16 protein-coding genes, 8 tRNA genes and 1 rRNA gene are annotated in these 19,363 nt (G+C 49.0%); all 25 read right to left on the bottom strand.

Annotated elements, in window-relative coordinates:
• Positions 1-109: 109 nt before the first annotated feature.
• A complete protein-coding gene (gene hisJ / locus ACYCSE_RS10185; protein WP_446675882.1) occupies positions 110-934 on the bottom strand; it encodes a histidinol-phosphatase HisJ in 825 nt (274 codons plus the stop codon).
• Between the two features lie 36 nt (positions 935-970).
• On the bottom strand, positions 971-1,702 hold the full coding sequence (gene hisIE, locus ACYCSE_RS10180; protein ID WP_322174221.1) for a bifunctional phosphoribosyl-AMP cyclohydrolase/phosphoribosyl-ATP diphosphatase HisIE: 732 nt from the start codon (positions 1,700-1,702) through the stop codon (positions 971-973).
• The gene (gene hisF, locus ACYCSE_RS10175) at positions 1,699-2,457 is read right to left on the bottom strand and encodes an imidazole glycerol phosphate synthase subunit HisF (RefSeq protein ID WP_250267161.1); all 759 of its coding nucleotides are present in this window, start codon (positions 2,455-2,457) and stop codon (positions 1,699-1,701) included. Before hisF ends, hisIE begins: the two co-directional genes overlap by 4 nt.
• An 11-nt stretch (positions 2,458-2,468) precedes the next feature.
• On the bottom strand, positions 2,469-3,200 hold the full coding sequence (gene hisA, locus ACYCSE_RS10170) for a 1-(5-phosphoribosyl)-5-[(5-phosphoribosylamino)methylideneamino]imidazole-4-carboxamide isomerase (RefSeq protein WP_459702166.1): 732 nt from the start codon (positions 3,198-3,200) through the stop codon (positions 2,469-2,471).
• Positions 3,201-3,295: 95 nt separating this feature from the next.
• Positions 3,296-3,925 (bottom strand): imidazole glycerol phosphate synthase subunit HisH, encoded by a 630-nt coding sequence (gene hisH, locus ACYCSE_RS10165; RefSeq protein ID WP_459702165.1) that lies wholly within the window; start codon positions 3,923-3,925, stop codon positions 3,296-3,298.
• A gap of 3 nt (positions 3,926-3,928) precedes the next feature.
• Positions 3,929-4,537: an imidazoleglycerol-phosphate dehydratase HisB gene (gene hisB, locus ACYCSE_RS10160; RefSeq protein ID WP_061830248.1), complete on the bottom strand. Its 609-nt coding sequence runs from the start codon at positions 4,535-4,537 to the stop codon at positions 3,929-3,931.
• Complete coding sequence (hisD, locus tag ACYCSE_RS10155; protein ID WP_250267159.1) at positions 4,521-5,834, bottom strand: histidinol dehydrogenase; 1,314 nt, start codon at positions 5,832-5,834, stop codon at positions 4,521-4,523. Before hisD ends, hisB begins: the two co-directional genes overlap by 17 nt.
• 69 nt (positions 5,835-5,903) lie before the next feature.
• The gene (gene hisG, locus ACYCSE_RS10150; RefSeq protein ID WP_061830205.1) at positions 5,904-6,548 is read right to left on the bottom strand and encodes an ATP phosphoribosyltransferase; all 645 of its coding nucleotides are present in this window, start codon (positions 6,546-6,548) and stop codon (positions 5,904-5,906) included.
• Complete coding sequence (locus ACYCSE_RS10145; protein ID WP_250267158.1) at positions 6,545-7,750, bottom strand: ATP phosphoribosyltransferase regulatory subunit; 1,206 nt, start codon at positions 7,748-7,750, stop codon at positions 6,545-6,547. The genes hisG and ACYCSE_RS10145 overlap by 4 nt, the downstream gene beginning before the upstream one ends.
• 340 nt (positions 7,751-8,090) lie before the next feature.
• Complete coding sequence (locus ACYCSE_RS10140; protein ID WP_440723306.1) at positions 8,091-9,242, bottom strand: acyltransferase; 1,152 nt, start codon at positions 9,240-9,242, stop codon at positions 8,091-8,093.
• 146 nt (positions 9,243-9,388) lie between these two features.
• The gene (locus ACYCSE_RS10135) at positions 9,389-9,883 is read right to left on the bottom strand and encodes an acyltransferase (RefSeq protein WP_250267156.1); all 495 of its coding nucleotides are present in this window, start codon (positions 9,881-9,883) and stop codon (positions 9,389-9,391) included.
• The gene (ppaX, locus tag ACYCSE_RS10130; protein ID WP_250267155.1) at positions 9,880-10,533 is read right to left on the bottom strand and encodes a pyrophosphatase PpaX; all 654 of its coding nucleotides are present in this window, start codon (positions 10,531-10,533) and stop codon (positions 9,880-9,882) included. Before ppaX ends, ACYCSE_RS10135 begins: the two co-directional genes overlap by 4 nt.
• Entirely contained in the window at positions 10,530-11,585 is a 1,056-nt protein-coding gene (lgt, locus tag ACYCSE_RS10125; RefSeq protein WP_061830200.1) for a prolipoprotein diacylglyceryl transferase, read from the bottom strand. The genes ppaX and lgt overlap by 4 nt, the downstream gene beginning before the upstream one ends.
• Before the next feature lie 47 nt (positions 11,586-11,632).
• Complete coding sequence (gene hprK / locus ACYCSE_RS10120; RefSeq protein WP_013308232.1) at positions 11,633-12,571, bottom strand: HPr(Ser) kinase/phosphatase; 939 nt, start codon at positions 12,569-12,571, stop codon at positions 11,633-11,635.
• Positions 12,572-12,919: 348 nt separating this feature from the next.
• Positions 12,920-14,044, bottom strand: a complete 1,125-nt coding sequence (locus ACYCSE_RS10115; RefSeq protein WP_250259927.1) for an ABC transporter ATP-binding protein — start codon at positions 14,042-14,044, stop codon at positions 12,920-12,922.
• A gap of 102 nt (positions 14,045-14,146) precedes the next feature.
• Positions 14,147-15,289, bottom strand: a complete 1,143-nt coding sequence (locus tag ACYCSE_RS10110) for a PucR family transcriptional regulator (RefSeq protein WP_459702161.1) — start codon at positions 15,287-15,289, stop codon at positions 14,147-14,149.
• Between the two features lie 158 nt (positions 15,290-15,447).
• A tRNA-Lys gene (locus ACYCSE_RS10105) sits at positions 15,448-15,520 on the bottom strand.
• Between the two features lie 7 nt (positions 15,521-15,527).
• Positions 15,528-15,613: transfer RNA gene (locus tag ACYCSE_RS10100), tRNA-Tyr, on the bottom strand.
• Positions 15,614-15,622: 9 nt separating this feature from the next.
• A tRNA-Phe gene (locus tag ACYCSE_RS10095) sits at positions 15,623-15,695 on the bottom strand.
• Positions 15,696-15,773: 78 nt separating this feature from the next.
• Positions 15,774-15,850 (bottom strand) — tRNA-Asp (locus ACYCSE_RS10090).
• Between the two features lie 23 nt (positions 15,851-15,873).
• Positions 15,874-15,949, bottom strand: a tRNA-Thr gene (locus ACYCSE_RS10085).
• Between the two features lie 4 nt (positions 15,950-15,953).
• A tRNA-Val gene (locus ACYCSE_RS10080) sits at positions 15,954-16,029 on the bottom strand.
• A 10-nt stretch (positions 16,030-16,039) separates the two neighbouring features.
• A tRNA-Met gene (locus tag ACYCSE_RS10075) sits at positions 16,040-16,116 on the bottom strand.
• Positions 16,117-16,147: 31 nt separating this feature from the next.
• A tRNA-Ser gene (locus tag ACYCSE_RS10070) sits at positions 16,148-16,239 on the bottom strand.
• A 131-nt stretch (positions 16,240-16,370) separates the two neighbouring features.
• Positions 16,371-19,300 (bottom strand): 23S ribosomal RNA (locus tag ACYCSE_RS10065).
• Positions 19,301-19,363 lie beyond the last annotated feature (63 nt).

Raw genomic sequence — 19,363 nt, 5'->3', positions numbered from 1 at the left:
TAGATATGTATATAAGAATACGCTAAATAGCCGAGCGCTTTTTCCCTGTATAAATAGGGGGCGTTCGGCTAACCACTGGAAATGATACTTAGACCCAATAAACGTATAATTAAAGCGTCAGCGGCACCAGCGAGCGCTCGCGATGCTGAAATACGGCAAGCTCGCGATAGCCGACTTCATATAGAAGCGCGCGTGCCTTCTCCAAGTGCTCGGACAGCTTCGCCGGATCATGAGCATCCGATCCTACGGTCAGCGGGATGCTTAGCGAAAAAGCTTCTTCCAGCATGCGGCGGCTCGGGAACATCTCGGCACAGGGCTTCGAAAGCCCTGATGCATTCAGTTCCATCGCCCGACCGCTTCGGGCAACGGCTGAAATTGCGGCACGCTCCAGTTCACGCAGCTCCTCCATTTCCTCCGGCCTCGGATGATAGCCGAAGCGCTTAATGACATCCAAATGACCCATGATGTCATACAAACCGGTAGCTGCCGCCTTGGAAACCGCATCATAATACGTGCGGTACACCTCAAGCACATTTTTGCCTTCCCAATGGTGTACCTGACGGAAGTCCGTGACATCCCATTCACCGAGAAAGTGGACGGAACCAATCACATAATCCCAGGGATACGCGGTGATGATGTCTTCGATTTCTCGTTCCCAGCCCTCGATGTAGTCGCCTTCCAAGCCAACACGAATATCAATTTGCCCTTTAAAACGTTCCTTCAGTTCCAAACATTCTTCCACGTATCGGGGCAGCTCCTCCATAGGCATTGCCATTTCCGGGTAATAGTCAGCCGGTTTTACATGCAGTAGTGGCATGTGATCGGACAAGCCGAGCTGATCCAGCCCTAGCCGAATTCCCTGCTGCACATACTCTTCCAGACTCCCTATGGCATGCCCACAGCGGGCGTGATGCGTATGATAGTCAATTTTCATGCGGCTCCCCCCCTTTCAACACTACAACAAACCGTACTAATCACGACGAGGACGTTCATGGCGGCGATTCAACTCAGCCAGCACGTCATCGAGCGGTAGCTTACGCTCCTGCAACAGCACCAGCAGGTGATAAATCAAATCGCTGACCTCCAGGCGCAGTTCGTCATTATCTTTATTTTTGGCGGCAATGATTGTCTCGGATGCTTCTTCGCCAACCTTTTTCAAGATTTTATCTACACCTTTATCAAAAAGATAAGTCGTGTAGGCCCCTTCAGGACGTGTCTCTTCGCGCTCCTTAATAATCGCCTCCAGCTGGGCAAGTACCTCAAAGCGGTCTGCTGAAGCACTGGAAACATCATTTACCAACGTGTGGTCTCCTGCATTTCCTGCAATAGGTGCTACAGCCGTTCCTGGCGCGGAAATATTACGAAAAAAACAGCTCGTTGCTCCTGTATGACAGGCAGGACCGCTCGGAGTGACACGTACCAACAGGGCATCACCGTCACAATCCAGCTGGATGGAGGTGATTTTTTGTGTATTCCCCGAAGTAGCCCCCTTGTGCCACAGCTCCTGTCTGGAACGTGACCAGAACCAGGTCTCTCCCGACTCCAAAGATAGTTTCAGCGACTCGCGGTTCATGTAGGCCAGCGTAAGCACCTGAAGCGTAGCATCATCCTGCACAATCGCCGAGACAAGTCCTGCCTCATTCCAGCGTACATTATCCAGTATCTGCTCCAGAGATAGCTGTTGGTTCAATTCGTTGCTCATCGTATCTCCACTCCTCTGCGCTTCAAATCCCGTTTTAGCTCAGGGATTCCTATTTCTTTATAGTGAAAAATCGTTGCTGCTAATCCAGCATCCGCTTTGCCCGCCGTAAACACGTCATAGAAATGCTCCTGTTTGCCTGCTCCACCAGAAGCGATAACTGGAATCCCGACGGTATCCGATACCGCGGAAGTCAGTGGCAGGTCAAAGCCGTCCTTGGTTCCGTCCGCATTCATGCTGGTCAGCAGAATCTCACCGGCTCCCAACTGTTCAGCTTCCTTGGCCCAAGCCAAGGCTCGGATACCAGATGGCGTGCGGCCTCCGTGCGTATACACTTCCCACTCGCCCCACGCCCCGTTGTACTTGGCATCAATGGCAACAACGATACATTGTGAGCCAAAGCTGCGCGCACCCTCCGCAATCAGCTGAGGGTTACGGACAGCTGCCGTATTTACGCCAATTTTATCAGCTCCGGCACGCAAAATGCGTTTCATATCATCGACATGAGATATCCCGCCACCTACGGTGAAAGGAATGGCAATCTCCCCGGCTGTCTGACGAACTACTTCTTCCATGGTGGCACGCCCTTCAACTGAAGCAGAAATATCCAGAAATACGATTTCGTCCGCCCCTTCTCGATCATAAAGTGCCGCCAATTCCACCGGATCGCCTGCATCGCGTAAGTTCACAAAATTAACGCCCTTAACCACCCTGCCATCCTTTACATCCAAGCAGGGAATAATACGTTTAGCCAACATGCCTACTCCCCCTATGCCTTTGCTACAGCTTGTACCGCGACCTGTAAATCAATGCTGCCCGTATACAATGCCTTACCCACAATAGCACCGCCTACACCCTCTTTCGCATAGGTGCTCAGCGTGATTAGATCGTCCATCTTGCTGACACCGCCGGAAGCGATCACGGTTCGTCCACTGCTTTTCGCAAGCGCTACGATCGCCTCCACATTCGGGCCTTGCATCATTCCGTCGCGGGAAATGTCTGTAAAAATGAAGGTTTCCGCTCCCTTGGAGGCCAACTCAGCAGCCAATTCGTCCGCTCGAACCTCCGAGGTTTCAAGCCATCCGCGCGTGGCCACATAGCCATTCCGTGTATCCAGACCAATGGCGATCCGATCACCGTAGGTACCCAATACTGCTTCCGTAAAAGCACGGTCCTCAATCGCTGCCGTACCCAAGATCACACGGCTCACGCCCAGCGACAACAGTCGCTCTACATGTTCACGTGTACGCAAGCCGCCACCCACTTGTACAGGCACTTGCACCGCAGAAGCAATGCGCCCAATGAGCTCATCGTTCACCGGTTGACCTGCTTTAGCACCGTCCAAATCAACCAAATGAATGTAAGAGCCGCCCAAACGCTCCCATTCTTGGGCAACCTCCACCGGGTTTTCGTTGTATATCGTCTCCTGGTTATAATCTCCTTGTACCAGTCGTACACATTTGCCATCGCGAATATCAATCGCCGGGTATATCGTGAACAAAGTATGACCCCCCTGTGAGCTATTCAACATCTATATGCCTTTACATCCATCAACGACCAAAGTTGGCGTACCACCAACTGCATACTCACGAATCGTTACGCTCGCTTTTCTACTTCCGCTAGTTCTAAAAACTGACGAAGCAGTTGCATCCCCATTTCCCCGCTTTTCTCTGGGTGGAACTGCATGCCATATACATGGCCTCTGCCCACGATAGCCGTTACGGGCCCACCATAATCGGTCACCGCCAGCAGGTCACTTTCGACCTCCGGCTTCGCATGATAGGAATGCACAAAATACACATGTCCTTCCTCCAAGCCCTGTAACAACGGGTGGTCCGGCTGAATCATACACAGACGATTCCAGCCCATATGCGGCACTTTAACCCCCAGATCAGGAGCAAATCGAACGACCTCGCCTGGTAAAATATTAAGCCCTTCGTGACTGCCGTATTCTTCACCACGAGTGAACAACAGTTGCATTCCTAGACAAACACCGAGCAGTGGTTGTCCAGCGCTGGCAACCTCCTGAATTACCCGATCCAATCCGCTGGAACGCAAATGCTCCATAGCGTCCCCGAATGCCCCTACACCTGGCAAAATCACACCGCTGGAGGAACGAATCACTTGGGCATCTCCCGTTACTACAGCCTCATAGCCAAGACGTTCAACGGCCTTGCTCACACTATGCAGATTGCCTCTGCCGTAATCCACAATGGCAATGGACATGGGCTACAGCACTCCCTTCGTTGAAGGCACTCCCGTCACCCGCGGATCAATGGATGTCGCTTCATCCAGTGCACGTCCCAGCGCTTTGAACACCGCTTCAATCATATGGTGGGTATTTTGCCCGTAGTGAACGATGACGTGTAGCGTCATGCGAGCCTCCAACGCAAATTTCCACAGAAATTCATGCACCAGCTCCGTCGAAAAGCTCCCTACCTGCTGTGACGGATACTCCGCACGATACTCAAAGTGAGGGCGGTTACTCAGATCAATGACAACCTGCGCGAGCGCCTCATCCATCGGTACAAAGACGCTGGCATAGCGCTTGATTCCTTTTTTATCACCCAACGCTTCCAGCAAGGTTTGCCCCAGACAAATACCAATATCCTCTACGGTATGATGATCATCGATATCAACATCCCCTCTGGCCTGTACATTCAGGTCAAAGTGTCCGTGCTTGGTGAATAAATCCAGCATGTGATTCAGAAACGGAACATCCGTTTCAATCTCAGCTTGCCCTGTGCCGTCTACTGCAAAAGATAGCTGAATATCCGTTTCGTTCGTCTTTCGGCTGACGCTGCCTGTACGTTCTGTTACGTTATTTTCGTTCCCCATCGCCATCCACCGCCTTCTTTTCATTGTCCAATCGAACTTGTATCGCCCGTGCGTGTCCTTCCAGCCCTTCATGGCGGGCAAGCTGCATAATCGTCTCTCCATTGCGCAGCAGTGCTTCCTTGCTGTAATAGATCATACTCGACTTCTTGATAAAATCATCAATATCCACTGGCGAAGAAAACCGCGCCGTTCCATTCGTCGGGATAATGTGGTTAGGTCCGGCAAAATAATCGCCTACTGGCTCCGAGCTGTATGCTCCCAGGAAAATAGCTCCCGCGTTTTCAATCAGACCCACATGCTCCATCGGCTGCTCTGTCATAATTTCCAAATGTTCCGGCGCCAGTCGGTTTACAATATGGATGCCCTCTTCCAAAGTGTCGACGACAATGATAGCCCCATATGCCTCCACCGATGCAGCAGCAATATCTCTGCGCGGTAGCTCTGCCAATTGGCGCTGTACTTCAGCTGATACTTCTTCGGCCAAGCGTTGCGAAGGCGTAACCAGTATGGCTGAGGCCATTTCGTCATGTTCTGCCTGTGAAAGCAGGTCAGCTGCTACATAAGAGGCATTTGCTGTATCGTCAGCCAACACGACAATTTCACTTGGTCCCGCTATACTGTCGATATCCACCGCGCCATATACCTCGCGCTTCGCCAGCGCTACATAAATGTTGCCGGGACCACAAATTTTATCGACTGGCTCAATGCTATGTGTTCCGTAAGCGAGAGAGGCAATCGCCTGCGCTCCGCCAACCCTATATATTTCCGTTACACCAGCCTCTGCCGCAGCTACCAGTGTATATGGATCTATCCCTGCTTTGCCGCCTGTCGCCGGGGGTGTCACCATAACAATCTCCGGTACACCAGCCACCTGAGCGGGAATGACATTCATCAGCACTGAGGATGGATAGGCTGCTTTACCGCCCGGAACATACACGCCTACACGTTTCAACGGTCGGATAATTTGACCGAGCAAGCTACCATCTGGCTGTAAGTCCATCCACGAATTACGTTTTTGCTTCACGTGAAAAGCACGGATATTATCCGCCGCCTCTCGAATCGCCTGTAAAAATGAAGGCTCTACCTTATCATATGCCGCCTTCAATTCTTCCTCCGTCACACGAAGTTGCTCTGCTATCAGCGATACACCATCAAACGATTGCGTATATCGCAGGACAGCCTCATCCCCCTCTTGGCGTACCGACTGAATAATGGTACGCACAGCCTCATTTTGCTCAGGTGTGCCGTAATCCACCTCCCGTTGGAGACTGAAATCACGGGCTGATACGATCTTCATTTGTCCATTCCCCCTTACTTGCAGCTTGCAGAATGCCCCTTTAACCCTTGGCTTATTCCTTTAGTCCATTTACTCCCGGGGTGCCACCGCATTTGGAATCACCTGATGCAATCGATCACACAATGCCTGAATCGAGCTGTTTTTCATCCGGTAGCTGACCCGATTGGCAATCAGACGACTGGTAATATCCAGTATGCTGATCTGCTCGACCAATCCATTCTCCCGCAAGGTCTGACCCGTTTCCACCATATCAACAATGCGGTCTGCCAGACCAATTAACGGCGCCAGCTCAATGGAGCCATTCAGCTTAATAACCTCTACCTGCTGGCCTTGCTCCCGAAAATACTGGGAAGCCACGTTCGGATATTTTGTAGCGACCCGCTGACGAATACCTGGCTGCCAATCTGGTAAAGCAATCACCGACATCCGACAACGGGCAATCCCGAGATCCAGCAGTTCATACACATCCTTGTTTTCTTCCAGCAAAACATCCTTGCCCACAATGCCAATGTCCGCCGCCCCGTACTCCACATACGTAGGAACATCAACGGGCTTCGCCATAATAAATTCCATGCCCAGTTCGGGCAGTGGGATGACCAGCTTGCGCGTCTCGTCCACATCCAGCGGAATGGGAACCCCCGCTCGGCGAAATAGCTCAGAAGCCTGCTTATAAATCCGTCCCTTTGGCATGGCTACCTTCAATGTTTCCGTCACGGCAATTCCCTCCTTTGTACTGGCTGTCTTCCTTCAGCTGTATAGCTGTATACCTCTGCGTACAGGCCCTGCTGCTCACGACGTCGATCTTCCGGTCCGTCCGTGAGCCCTGTCACCACAGTAAGACCTGTTGCGCGTAGCTGTGCCGCTACGGATAACGCCTCTTGGCGTCCCTGTTCGTCATAGCGGATAAGTATAGGAAGCTTCGCCTCCATTTGAATACCATCCACACCATCGACGATCCGGTTCGTTTTCAATGCAAATCCTGTTGCAGGTACGGATCGACCAAACTGCTGAAGCAGATTGTCATAGCGGCCTCCGTTGCATACCGGGAACCCAATCTCCGCCGCATAGCCCTCAAAAGTCATTCCTGTATAATATGAAAAATCCCCGATCATGGTAAGGTCGATTAACACATGCTCAGATACGCCGTAAGCCTCCAGCACTTCCCACACCTCGCACAAATGTGCAATGGATTGAATCGTCTGCTGCTCCACACTAAGACGGGTAGCCTGGTCACAAATTTCTTTTCCACCGCGCAACCGAAGAATAGCTTCCAACTTATCCCGATGTTCGGGAGCCAAGCACAAAGCTTCGATCGCTGTTCGGTAGCCCACTACATCACGACTGAGCAACAGTTCCTTTAGCGCTTGTTGTTCAGCCTGGCGGCCTGGAATGATTTCCTCAAATAAGCCGTTCAGGAATCCCACATGCCCCATCGCAATTTTAAAAGAGGTCACCCCTGCTGCCTGTAATGATGCAATTGCCAATGCTACAACTTCTGCATCAGCCTCAGGCGAATCATCACCCACCAGTTCCACACCCGTCTGAAAAAACTCCGCTTCTCTTCCTGCCTCTTCCTCAATCGCCCGAAATACATTTGCGTGATAGGAAAGTCGGAGAGGTACTTCCTCTTCCTTTAGCAACGAAGATACCACCCTTGCAATTGGAGCGGTCATATCCGATCGCAGCACCAACGTGGTGCCCCGGTTATTGAGTAATTTAAACAGCTTCCGATCGGAAGTAGAACTAGCCACTCCCACCGTATCGTAGTATTCCATCGTAGGCGTCATAATCTGGCGGTAACCCCAACGCTCCATGCATTCGAGTACATTCAGTTCAATGGCCCGCAGCTTCGACACTGCACGCGGAAGATAATCTCGAACCCCTACAGGGATCTCGAATCCTTTTGGCTTAGACATCTCTATCACCTCATGATTTCACAATATCTTTATCATGGTAAAGTGCTAACAAACTAAAGTATATTCGATATATTATCATGCTCTACTTGTGAACGTCAACCGAACGGCGCAGCCCTTTTTTACAGATTCGCCAAGCTGCTACCCCTCTCTATATTTTATCCAATGCAAAATACATGAATCCTATATGAAAAACATCTATCAACGTATTTTCACGGAGCAAGACCGCGCCTACGTTAATTTTTTTGTGCATATAGAGTTGTTCAGCTCCACTGAAAATTTAAAAACTCTATACTCTAAAAAAAGACTGCCAGCTTTAAGCTAACAGTCCAAATCAAAATATTTAGCTATTCACCTGTTTATCTTTACGCCGGAAAGGAAACTTCGGAACCGTGCCCAAACCGATCCATGCAAATGGAACATATCGAAAACACAACGTCACAATCAGCCATGAGCCAAACAGCGCCAACAACCATCCACCGGCAACGGAGAAGATATATTCTATCGGTGTTCCATGCAAATCTAACTTGCGATACACCCGCAGTAACGCCGGGTGAAGTAAATAAATACCGAAAGAACATGCCCCCAACCAACTGATTAACATTCGCAGCCTATCATTAGTATGACGATATAATAAAACCGAGCACTGAAACAACACTAATGCAGATACGAGGGCATGTGCATTACGGAGTAGTTCATAGATCAGTGAGTCTGCATAGATGCCTTTGCGATATGCTACAAACCATATTTGTACATAAGCTATACCCACGAGTAGCCAAGCCGCCCACAACCCCCACCAACTGATCAACTGACCACGTCTAATTACTGTACCTGACACTGGAAAAAGCCACTTTTTAAACCCTTCATATCCAATCGCTACAGCTGCGCCCAAGGCAAAATAACTGATATACGTAATCGCAAGACTTCCTCTTTCCTCTTGCCAAACGTATTTGTTCAGCAATACAAACCCCCATTGAATGACTAACCCTACTGCCAAAATGATACAGGCTGCTCTCCTTGGACTCGATATCCAATGACATAAGCGCTGCACTCCCCACAACAACAGCGGGAAGACCAAATAAAATTGGATGATGATAATGACATAATACAAATGCGTATACGCCTTTCCCGTTAACAGCACGAGTGGAAGATCACTGAGCGGCATTAACCCGCGTGTTACCAAGGTCAAATAATACACAAGAGAAAACAAAACGTACGGTAACACAATAAACATCAGTCTTTTTCGGAAAAACACTAGCATATTCTTACCACGAAGCGGCCTATCGACATAATTGTAAAATAAAACAAACCCGCTCACAAAAATAAATACTGGCACCGCAAAGCTACTAAACATATTTAAAAATAGAAAAGGATAAAACAATAGAGAATGACGCGCATCAATTAAAGCCATTGAAGTCGCATGAATGGTAACAACGGCTGCAATTAATATTCCCCGGTAAATATCAAGCTCTGGTATACGTTCTTTTTTGACCAAATCAACACGCTCCCATATCGCCTTGCAAATATGTCTTTTATCAATTTTTAAACATAATCAACATGCATTACCCCACTTATTATACAGAAAAACAACACAAGAAAGACCCCTTAATACATAAGGGGCCTTCCTTATTGTGCTATTTACTACTCATCCACACCAGAGCGTCTTAAATCACGCAACGGATTGCCACCCACAAATGCACCTGCGGGCACATCTTTATGCACGACCGCTCCAGCCGCTACGATAGCTCCGTCACCAATGGTGACACCCGGCAGAATGGTTGTGTTGGCGCCGATCAGCACATGATCACCAATCACCACTTTACCGATACGATACTCCTCAATGAGGTATTCGTGAGCCAGTATCGTCGTGTTATATCCAATGACCGAATTGTCCCCTATCGTAATATGCTCCGGAAAAAAAACATCCACCATCACCATCAGGCCGAAGGCCGCATGTTGCCCCACCTTCATTCCCAGCATTCTGCGGTAAATGACGTTTTTCAGAGAAAGCACAGGACAATACCGGGCAATCTGTATAAAAATAAAGTTCTTAATGCCTTTCCAGCGGCTCACCGTCCGATAAATCTGCCACAACGCATTGGGACCTTCTACAGGATAGCGGTTCACCTTTCTCACGATACGTTGACACCTTGAAGCTCCAGCTTCAGCAAATCCCGCATATCATACAACATGTAGTCAGGCCCATATCCGCGCAGAGTTTCCTCGCCCTTGAGCGACCAAGCTACACCAGCCGATTTCACACCTGCTGCCTGAGCTGACAAAATATCAAAAGAACTGTCTCCGACCATCAATGTATGCTCTGCTTCAGCATTCAAGCCTGCTAAGGCCTTAAGGACTGGCTCAGCGTGTGGCTTAGGATGCTCTACATCGTCCACCGTCACAATATAATCCATAGAGGAAGTCAGATTGAACAGATTAAGTACACGTATCGTGGATGGTCGTATTTTAGTGGTCACAACCCCTAGCTTAATTCCTCTCGCACGCAACTCCTGAATAACCTCAATGACATATGGAAATGGCTTCACCATTTGATCATGATGAATCTGATTATAAGCACGGTAGTCCTTAACTAGCCCAGATACATCCGTTAATCCCGAAAAAGTACGGAGTTGATCGTCCAGCGTTCCACCCATATGAGGAATAATATGCTCCCGCGTCAGCGGATCAGCATCCGGATGATTCAAAATGTGTAGAAATGTGCTAATAATCAACTCATTCGTATCCATGATGGTGCCGTCTAAATCAAACAAAATCGTATTTATCATAGATGCTCCTTCTTGTCCTCGTCCGTGTCTTCCTTAGGTAGCTTATCCGCCGTAGCTGTTGGAGGAACCGCATCTTGTCCTGGACGGGATACCTGTTCTGGCGTCACGTCAGGTACCTGATCAATCCCCGCTTTGCTAGAGATAATCGGATCGCTATACCGAGCAACAGATGTGCCCTTCCGGCGACGAACCAAAATGAAAATCACGGCAGCCACCACAATGAAAATAGGCAGCAATTGTGATATCCGTACGTTACCGTAACTTGGGTCCAGATGCCCTGGTTCAAACCCTAACCATACCATAGGAGACCACAGGGCATTTACAAAGGAAGCGAGCCAATCCGGTCCCTGAAAAGCCAAACTGTCCGTCCGTACACGCTCGATGAAAAAACGACCAATCGAGTACCAAATGAAGTAAAACGCAAACATTTCGCCTGCACGTACAAATTTCATACGACGAATGACGAGCAGCAAAATCACACCTACAATACTCCACAGTGATTCATATAAAAATGTAGGGTGATGAAACACCCCGTTAACGTTCATCTGATTCACAATGAAGTCCGGCAGATGCAGTTGATTTCGCAAAAAAGTCTCTTCCGTCGGTCCACCGTAGGCTTCCTGATTGACAAAATTACCCCAGCGTCCAATCGCTTGACCGATCAGTAGGCCTGGTGCACAAATATCAGCGATACGCCAGAAGTTATACCCTTTATACCGGAAATAAATGACCGCACATATAATGGCCCCGATCAAGGCACCGTATATCGCAATACCGCCATTCCAAATTTTAAAAACATCCCATAGATTATCTCGGTAGTCTTCCCATTTGAAGGCTACATAATAAATACGCGCTCCAATAATAGCTGATGGAACACCCAGAAGCAGCATATCCATAAAAAAGTCCTGCGGAATACCGAATCTTTTTCCTTCACGGATGGCGAGATATAAACCCACAAGCGCCGCCAGCCCCAAAATAAGTCCATACCAGTGGACCTTGATTGCCCCGATTGAAAAAGCGATCGGATTCAGCAGTAATGTTGCCGTTGACATATGTTTCTCTCACTCCTCGTTCTTCCTTGCAAACGAACTAACCAACCTTAATCCATCTCTTCCATATCTTCAGAAATCGTAGCAGTCAGCTTGTTTGTAAATTGCAGGGCAGCATTAACGCCCATTTGTTTCAAACGATAGTTCATCGCCGCCACCTCGATAATAACAGCCAAGTTTCGGCCCGGACGAACTGGGATCGTAACCAGTGGAACATCTGTATCAATAATGCGTGTCGTTTCCTCATCAAGACCAAGACGGTCATACTGCTTGTCCTGCTGCCATGCCTCCAGACGGACAACCAATGTAATCCGTTTGTTATTACGAACTGCACCAGCACCAAACAGCGTCATCACATTAATAATGCCCACGCCACGAATTTCCAACAGGTGACGGATCAGCTCAGGTGCTGTACCATGCAGCTGAAAATCGGACGTTTGCCGAATTTCTACCGCATCATCTGCTACCAAGCGATGTCCACGTTTAACCAGTTCCAGTGCTGTTTCACTTTTACCAATTCCACTACTTCCTGTGATAAGCATTCCCACGCCATACACGTCACACAGTACACCATGAATAGTCGCCGTAGGAGCCAGCTTTCTTTCGAGAAAGCCTGTGATGCGGCTTGATAAAATCGTCGTCGCCATATTAGTGCGCAGTACAGGAATATCCCGCTCTGCACTCGCCTCCACTAACTCAGCTGGTACCTCCAGACCACGTGTGATGATAATACATGGAGTCAGCTCTGTACACAGACGCTCCATCCGATCCCGTCGCTCCTCAGGAGGAAGCATCCCCAGAAAAGCCAACTCAGACCTTCCCAGAAGCTGTACCCGCTCCTGTGTATGATATTCAAAATACCCGGCCATCTCCAGACCTGGGCGATTCAAATCATCCACTGTGATCAGTCTTCGCAGACCTTTTTCACCAGAAATAACTTCCATTTGAAACTGCTGTACAAGCTCGGATACCTTTACCTGTTTAGCCATTGTATTCTCCCCTTCATCTGCAACACCGGATTCTATACGTCATTTGATTTATGTAGCTTTACCCTATTAACCAACAGCCCAACGCCAGTCTATGCTGCACTGCATCAATCCACACTCCACTTGATTTAACACTATGGTTCCAGGCTAACTCTATTCCGACAGCAGGATTGATCCCATCTAGGACCCTTGCCAACGAACCTTGCCTGCATCTAGACCTGTACCATTGTACCCATCGTATCGGAATTTTCCAATGAATGCAATGCCGAAGCTAGTAGCCGTATGCGATATACAAAAAGAGTCGCAGTTCTCCGCTTGGGGAAAACTACGACTCTCTTCCAGAGGCAAATTTTATTCGCCAACCAGAATACTCAATTCCGATTCCTTATCAAAAATATGAACCTTGTTCATATCAACAGCCAACTTCGCTTTGACACCATCACGAGTATTGGAACGTCCGTCTACACGAGCAATAATCGTATCATTTCCGGCACCGCTCAGGTACAACAGCATTTCATGACCGAGATTTTCCGTTACATCCACAGTGGATGTAAAGATCGTATTCGGAGAAGCCTCCAAGAATACAGGCTCTTCATGAATATCCTCAGGACGGATACCCAAGATCACATCTTTGCCGATATAGCCCTTCGCTTTTAAAATCTGTCCTTTACCTTCTGGTACGAACAGGTCCAGACCTGGCGCAGTAAAATGCAATGCACCTTCTTTTTCAACCAGCTTACCTGTGATAAAGTTCATCGTAGGAGAGCCGATAAAACCAGCAACGAACAGATTCACTGGACGGTTGTACAGTTCATCTGGGGATGCAGCTTGTTGGATAATACCATCCTTCATAACTACAATCCGATCACCCATCGTCATGGCTTCAATCTGGTCATGTGTTACATAGATACAAGTGGTTTCAAGGCGTTTAACCAGTTTAGTGATTTCAGCACGCATTTGACCACGAAGTTTAGCATCCAAGTTGGAGAGCGGCTCATCCATCAGGAAGACTTGAGGATCGCGGACGATCGCACGGCCCAGAGCGACACGTTGGCGTTGACCACCGGACAGCGCCTTAGGTTTACGTTCCAACAAGTGCTCGATATCGAGGATTTTGGCAGCTTCGCGTACTTTCTTGTCGATTTCTTCTTTCTTAACTTTGCGCAGTTTCAGACCAAACGCCATGTTCTGGTACACGCTCATGTGCGGATACAGGGCGTAGGATTGGAATACCATCGCTATATCGCGGTCCTTTGGAGCCACGTCATTCACAACGCGATCCCCAATGTACAATTTACCATCTGAAATTTCCTCCAGACCAGCAATCATACGAAGTGTAGTAGACTTCCCGCAACCGGAGGGACCAACCAATACGAGGAATTCTTTATCTCGAATGTCCAAATTGACATCAACAACCGTAGCTTTATCTGCACCCGGATATTTTTTGAAAATATGCTCTAAACGTACACCAGCCATAGCATTTGCCTCCTAAGATCAAGTTATGAAATCGAATACATTTCTTACTTGTATCTTACCTTAGTCCTTGTAGCGTGGCTATTCGCAAACTGCACAAAGATGCTATTTCCTTTTTGTCACTTTGTACAATAGCAGATAGAGCTTGACCAAAACTGCATCATTAAACGTCCGCACGTCCAATCCGGTCTCCTGTTTGATCTTGTCCAAACGGTAAATCAATGTATTTCGATGCACATAGAGACGCTTAGCTGTCTCACTCACATTACAATCCAGTTGAAAAAAGATATCTAATGTAGCCATCGTTTCTGAGTCTTCCAGTATGACAGATGATTTCATTACCTGCTCTAAAAATAGTACGCGTTGTTCCTTGGGAATGCGGTTTAACAGCCTTTCCAAATGAAGCTCCCATGAAAAGTGGATGTGCTCTGTTACATGAAAAATCTTGCCCAGATGTATCGTCTCCCATAACAAATTCAGCTCTTGGGGAAGACTTTGCAAAGGGATCGAAGGCTTAGAAACCGCCAAATGGAATACACCCACCCACTCATTCGCAATAAGCTCATATAGGCCCAAGCTAAAGGCCGTAAGAACCTCCTCCAGCGATTCCGTAAAATCTGCATCCCTGGATTCAGTGTCTTTATCCCGTTCATCGTCCGCTCCTAATAAAAGCTCCTTTTTAGCCATAATCAGCCAAGACTGTTCGTCCAATGAAGTAAGCAGCACTTCCCCTCCAAAATAGCTCGCGAACAATCGATGGAGCTGCGTATAAGTAATAGCCCCCTCCTGTGTTCCCTCGCCATTCAGTAAAATCGGGACCATGCACGCTGATAGCGAATCACGAAGCTGCAATTCATCAGGAACCTCTTCTTCCCTGTTTAGATTGGCAGCCTGCTGTATGAGCCATTGTCCAAAACGATTCATCCGCTCTTCCTCGCTATAAACTGGGTTATCCGACAATTGTGGACCGTTCTGCCAGACCTGCTCCATGTTCCCCAATAGCGCTTCTACCAGTTTCCGTTCTCGATCCGTCAAATATCTGGCCTCTACCACAAAGGCAGCCAGTTCACCTGCCGACGCACGAAACGGAAAATATAGCTTGTTGTCATAGACAAACGATCTATCCGGTATAACTGAATCGGCTGTCTCTCCCTCTGCCATCATTTCCGGGTACCAAGGCACTATGGTAAAAGGCGCTTGAATAATATTCTGAAGCTGTTGTTGAATCCATTCTGTATCCAGAGTCACGCGATCACCACTTCACTTTTTTAGAATATAGAATAAGCACTAAGCGAACATAATGAACTCATTATAACCTGTCGATACCGTAAAATAAAAAAGCTATATTAAAACATAACTTAAAACAATACAAAAAAAGCCATCAACTATAGGTTGATGACTTCTGATGAGCCATGAAGGACTCGAACCTTCGACACCCTGATTAAAAGTCAGGTGCTCTACCAACTGAGCTAATGGCTCGTAAAACTGGTGGAGGATGATGGATTCGAACCACCGAACCCGTAAGGGAGCAGATTTACAGTCTGATGCGTTTGGCCACTTCGCTAATCCTCCATATAAAGGTGGCTCGGGACGGAATCGAACCGCCGACACGAGGATTTTCAGTCCTCTGCTCTACCGACTGAGCTACCGAGCCATATCCATTAACAAAAAAATAAAGTGCGGAGGGATACCCCTTCCCACTTTAGTACGGTAAAACTATTGAATTGAAAAATGGCGGAACTGACGGGATTCGAACCCGCGATCTCCTGCGTGACAGGCAGGCATGTTAGGCCTCTACACCACAGTTCCCTATATTTTTCAAAATTCAAAAATGGTGCCGGCGAGAGGACTTGAACCCCCAACCTACTGATTACAAGTCAGTTGCTCTACCAGTTGAGCTACACCGGCACAATGGTGGAGGCTGAGGGGATCGAACCCCCGACCCTCTGCTTGTAAGGCAGATGCTCTCCCAGCTGAGCTAAGCCTCCTGGGTATGTATGGTAGCGGCGGAGGGGATCGAACCCCCGACCTCACGGGTATGAACCGTACGCTCTAGCCAGCTGAGCTACACCGCCATAACATAATATTTCGCTAGCTTGTCCTAAATGGCGGAGAGAGAGGGATTCGAACCCTCGCACCACTTTCGCAGTCTAACCCCTTAGCAGAGGGTCCCCTTATAGCCACTTGGGTATCTCTCCATATAAATGGACTCGCTTAGCAAAACTTCGCAAGTTATTCTTTAACTCACCAAAGTGATTTGGAATATCAAGCGCAATTTCAAGGTTACACCCTGAAAACTGGATCCGAAACTCATTTGCGTTTTATTCTTTAGGATAAGCCCTCGACCGATTAGTATTGGTCAGCTCCATGCATTACTGCACTTCCACCCCCAACCTATCTACCTCGTCGTCTTCAAGGGGTCTTACTAATTGGGAAATCTCATCTTGAGGGGGGCTTCACGCTTAGATGCTTTCAGCGCTTATCCCTTCCGTACATAGCTACCCAGCGGTGCTCCTGGCGGAACAACTGGTACACCAGCGGTACGTCCATCCCGGTCCTCTCGTACTAAGGACAGCTCCTCTCAAATTTCCTACGCCCACGACAGATAGGGACCGAACTGTCTCACGACGTTCTGAACCCAGCTCGCGTACCGCTTTAATGGGCGAACAGCCCAACCCTTGGGACCTACTTCAGCCCCAGGATGCGATGAGCCGACATCGAGGTGCCAAACCTCCCCGTCGATGTGGACTCTTGGGGGAGATAAGCCTGTTATCCCCAGGGTAGCTTTTATCCGTTGAGCGATGGCCCTTCCATGCGGTACCACCGGATCACTAAGCCCGACTTTCGTCCCTGCTCGACTTGTAGGTCTCGCAGTCAAGCTCCCTTCTGCCTTTGCACTCTTCGAATGATTTCCAACCATTCTGAGGGAACCTTGGGGCGCCTCCGTTACTCTTTAGGAGGCGACCGCCCCAGTCAAACTGCCCACCTGACACTGTCCTCGCACCGGATCACGGTACCAAGTTAGAACCTAGATACGATCAGGGTGGTATCCCAAGGATGCCTCCTCTCAAGCTGGCGCTCAAGATTCTACGGCTCCCACCTATCCTGTACAGATCGTACCCAAATTCAATATCAAGCTGCAGTAAAGCTCCATGGGGTCTTTCCGTCTTGTCGCGGGTAACCTGCATCTTCACAGGTATTAAAATTTCACCGGATCTCTCGTTGAGACAGCGCCCAAGTCGTTACGCCATTCGTGCGGGTCAGAATTTACCTGACAAGGAATTTCGCTACCTTAGGACCGTTATAGTTACGGCCGCCGTTTACTGGGGCTTCGGTTCATAGCTTCGCTCTTGCGAGCTTACCACTCCCCTTAACCTTCCAGCACCGGGCAGGCGTCAGCCCGTATACTTCGCCTTGCGGCTTCGCACAGACCTGTGTTTTTGCTAAACAGTCGCTTGGGCCTTTTCACTGCGGCCCCCTCGGGCTATTCACCCTACCGAGGCACCCCTTCTCCCGAAGTTACGGGGTCATTTTGCCGAGTTCCTTAACGAGAGTTCTTCCGCGCGCCTTAGAATTCTCTTCTCGCCTACCTGTGTCGGTTTGCGGTACGGGCACCTTCTCCTGGCTAGAGGCTTTTCTTGGCAGTCTGAGATCATGACCTTCGCTACTACAATTTTCGCTCCCCATCACAGCCCAGCCTTAACGATGTGCGGATTTGCCTACACACCAGCCTCACTGCTTAGACGGACATCCATCAGTCCGCGTCACTACCCTACTGCGTCACCCCATCGCTCATAACGGATTACGGTGGTACAGGAATTTCGACCTGTTGTCCTTCGACTACGCCTATCGGCCTCGCCTTAGGTCCCGACTTACCCTGAGCGGACGAACCTTCCTCAGGAACCCTTAGGCTTTCGGCGGATCTGATTCTCACAGATCTTTTCGTTACTCATACCGGCATTCTCACTTGAATGCAGTCCAGCGCTCCTTACGGTACACCTTCAACCCGCATTCAACGCTCCCCTACCCCTGATGCAAAGCATCAAGCCATAGCTTCGGTGGTGTGTTTAGCCCCGTTACATTTTCGGCGCAGAGTCACTCGACCAGTGAGCTATTACGCACTCTTTCAATGGTGGCTGCTTCTAAGCCAACATCCTGGTTGTCTGTGCAACTCCACATCCTTTCCCACTTAACACACACTTGGGGACCTTAGCTGATGGTCTGGGCTGTTTCCCTTTCGACAATGGATCTTAGCACTCACTGTCTGACTCCCGGAACTAAATCTATGGCATTCGGAGTTTGACTGAGCTTGGTAACCCTTGCGGGCCCCGCACCCAATCAGTGCTCTACCTCCACGATTCTGTTTTCCGAGGCTAGCCCTAAAGCTATTTCGGGGAGAACCAGCTATCTCCGGGTTCGATTGGAATTTCTCCGCTACCCCCACCTCATCCCCGCATTTTTCAACATGCGTGGGTTCGGGCCTCCAGTGCGTGTTACCGCACCTTCACCCTGGACAGGGGTAGATCACCCGGTTTCGGGTCTACGTCCACGTACTCAAGTCGCCCTATTCAGACTCGCTTTCGCTGCGGCTTCAGCTCTTCACCTTAACCTTGCACGGGAACGTAACTCGCCGGTTCATTCTACAAAAGGCACGCCATCACCCATAGATCGGGCTCTGACTTCTTGTAAGCACACGGTTTCAGGATCTATTTCACTCCCCTTCCGGGGTGCTTTTCACCTTTCCCTCACGGTACTGCTTCACTATCGGTCGCCAGGGAGTATTTAGCCTTGGCAGATGGTCCTGCCGGATTCATACGGGGTTTCACGTGCCCCGCACTACTCGGGATCCGTCTCGGAGGGAACAAGTTTTGAACTACAGGGCTTTTACCTTCTCTGGCGGGCCTTTCCAGACCTCTTCATCTAACCGGTTCCTTTGTAACTCCATGTGAGACGTCCCACAACCCCAAGGAGCAAGCTCCTTGGTTTGGGCTAATCCGCGTTCGCTCGCCGCTACTGACGGAATCACTATTGTTTTCTCTTCCTCAGGGTACTTAGATGTTTCAGTTCCCCTGGTCTGCCTCTATTCTGCCTATGTATTCAGCAGAAAGTGACTGTCGATGAAGACAGCCGGGTTTCCCCATTCGGACATCCCCGGATCAAAGCTTGCTTACAGCTCCCCGAGGCCTTATCGTTGTTCGCCACGTCCTTCGTCGGCTCCTGGCGCCTAGGCATCCTCCGTGTGCTCTTTGTAGCTTAACCTAGTATTTACATCGTAAATACGATTTGCTTTGAATTTCGGTTCAACACTTACGTGTGAATGAA

This window comes from Paenibacillus sp. SEL1 (assembly GCF_054602535.1).
This window is presented reverse-complemented; position numbering and strand designations above follow the sequence as displayed.

What these genes read in the sequence shown, in the direction of transcription:
- hisJ (WP_446675882.1), bottom strand. Translation starts at nt 934, where the DNA reads ATGAAAATTGACTATCATACGCATCACGCCCGCTGTGGGCATGCCATA.
- hisIE (WP_322174221.1), bottom strand. Translation starts at nt 1,702, where the DNA reads ATGAGCAACGAATTGAACCAACAGCTATCTCTGGAGCAGATACTGGAT.
- hisF (WP_250267161.1), bottom strand. Translation starts at nt 2,457, where the DNA reads ATGTTGGCTAAACGTATTATTCCCTGCTTGGATGTAAAGGATGGCAGG.
- hisH (WP_459702165.1), bottom strand. Translation starts at nt 3,925, where the DNA reads ATGTCCATTGCCATTGTGGATTACGGCAGAGGCAATCTGCATAGTGTG.
- hisB (WP_061830248.1), bottom strand. Translation starts at nt 4,537, where the DNA reads ATGGGGAACGAAAATAACGTAACAGAACGTACAGGCAGCGTCAGCCGA.
- hisD (WP_250267159.1), bottom strand. Translation starts at nt 5,834, where the DNA reads ATGAAGATCGTATCAGCCCGTGATTTCAGTCTCCAACGGGAGGTGGAT.
- ACYCSE_RS10145 (WP_250267158.1), bottom strand. Translation starts at nt 7,750, where the DNA reads ATGTCTAAGCCAAAAGGATTCGAGATCCCTGTAGGGGTTCGAGATTAT.
- ppaX (WP_250267155.1), bottom strand. Translation starts at nt 10,533, where the DNA reads ATGATAAATACGATTTTGTTTGATTTAGACGGCACCATCATGGATACG.
- lgt (WP_061830200.1), bottom strand. Translation starts at nt 11,585, where the DNA reads ATGTCAACGGCAACATTACTGCTGAATCCGATCGCTTTTTCAATCGGG.
- hprK (WP_013308232.1), bottom strand. Translation starts at nt 12,571, where the DNA reads ATGGCTAAACAGGTAAAGGTATCCGAGCTTGTACAGCAGTTTCAAATG.
- ACYCSE_RS10115 (WP_250259927.1), bottom strand. Translation starts at nt 14,044, where the DNA reads ATGGCTGGTGTACGTTTAGAGCATATTTTCAAAAAATATCCGGGTGCA.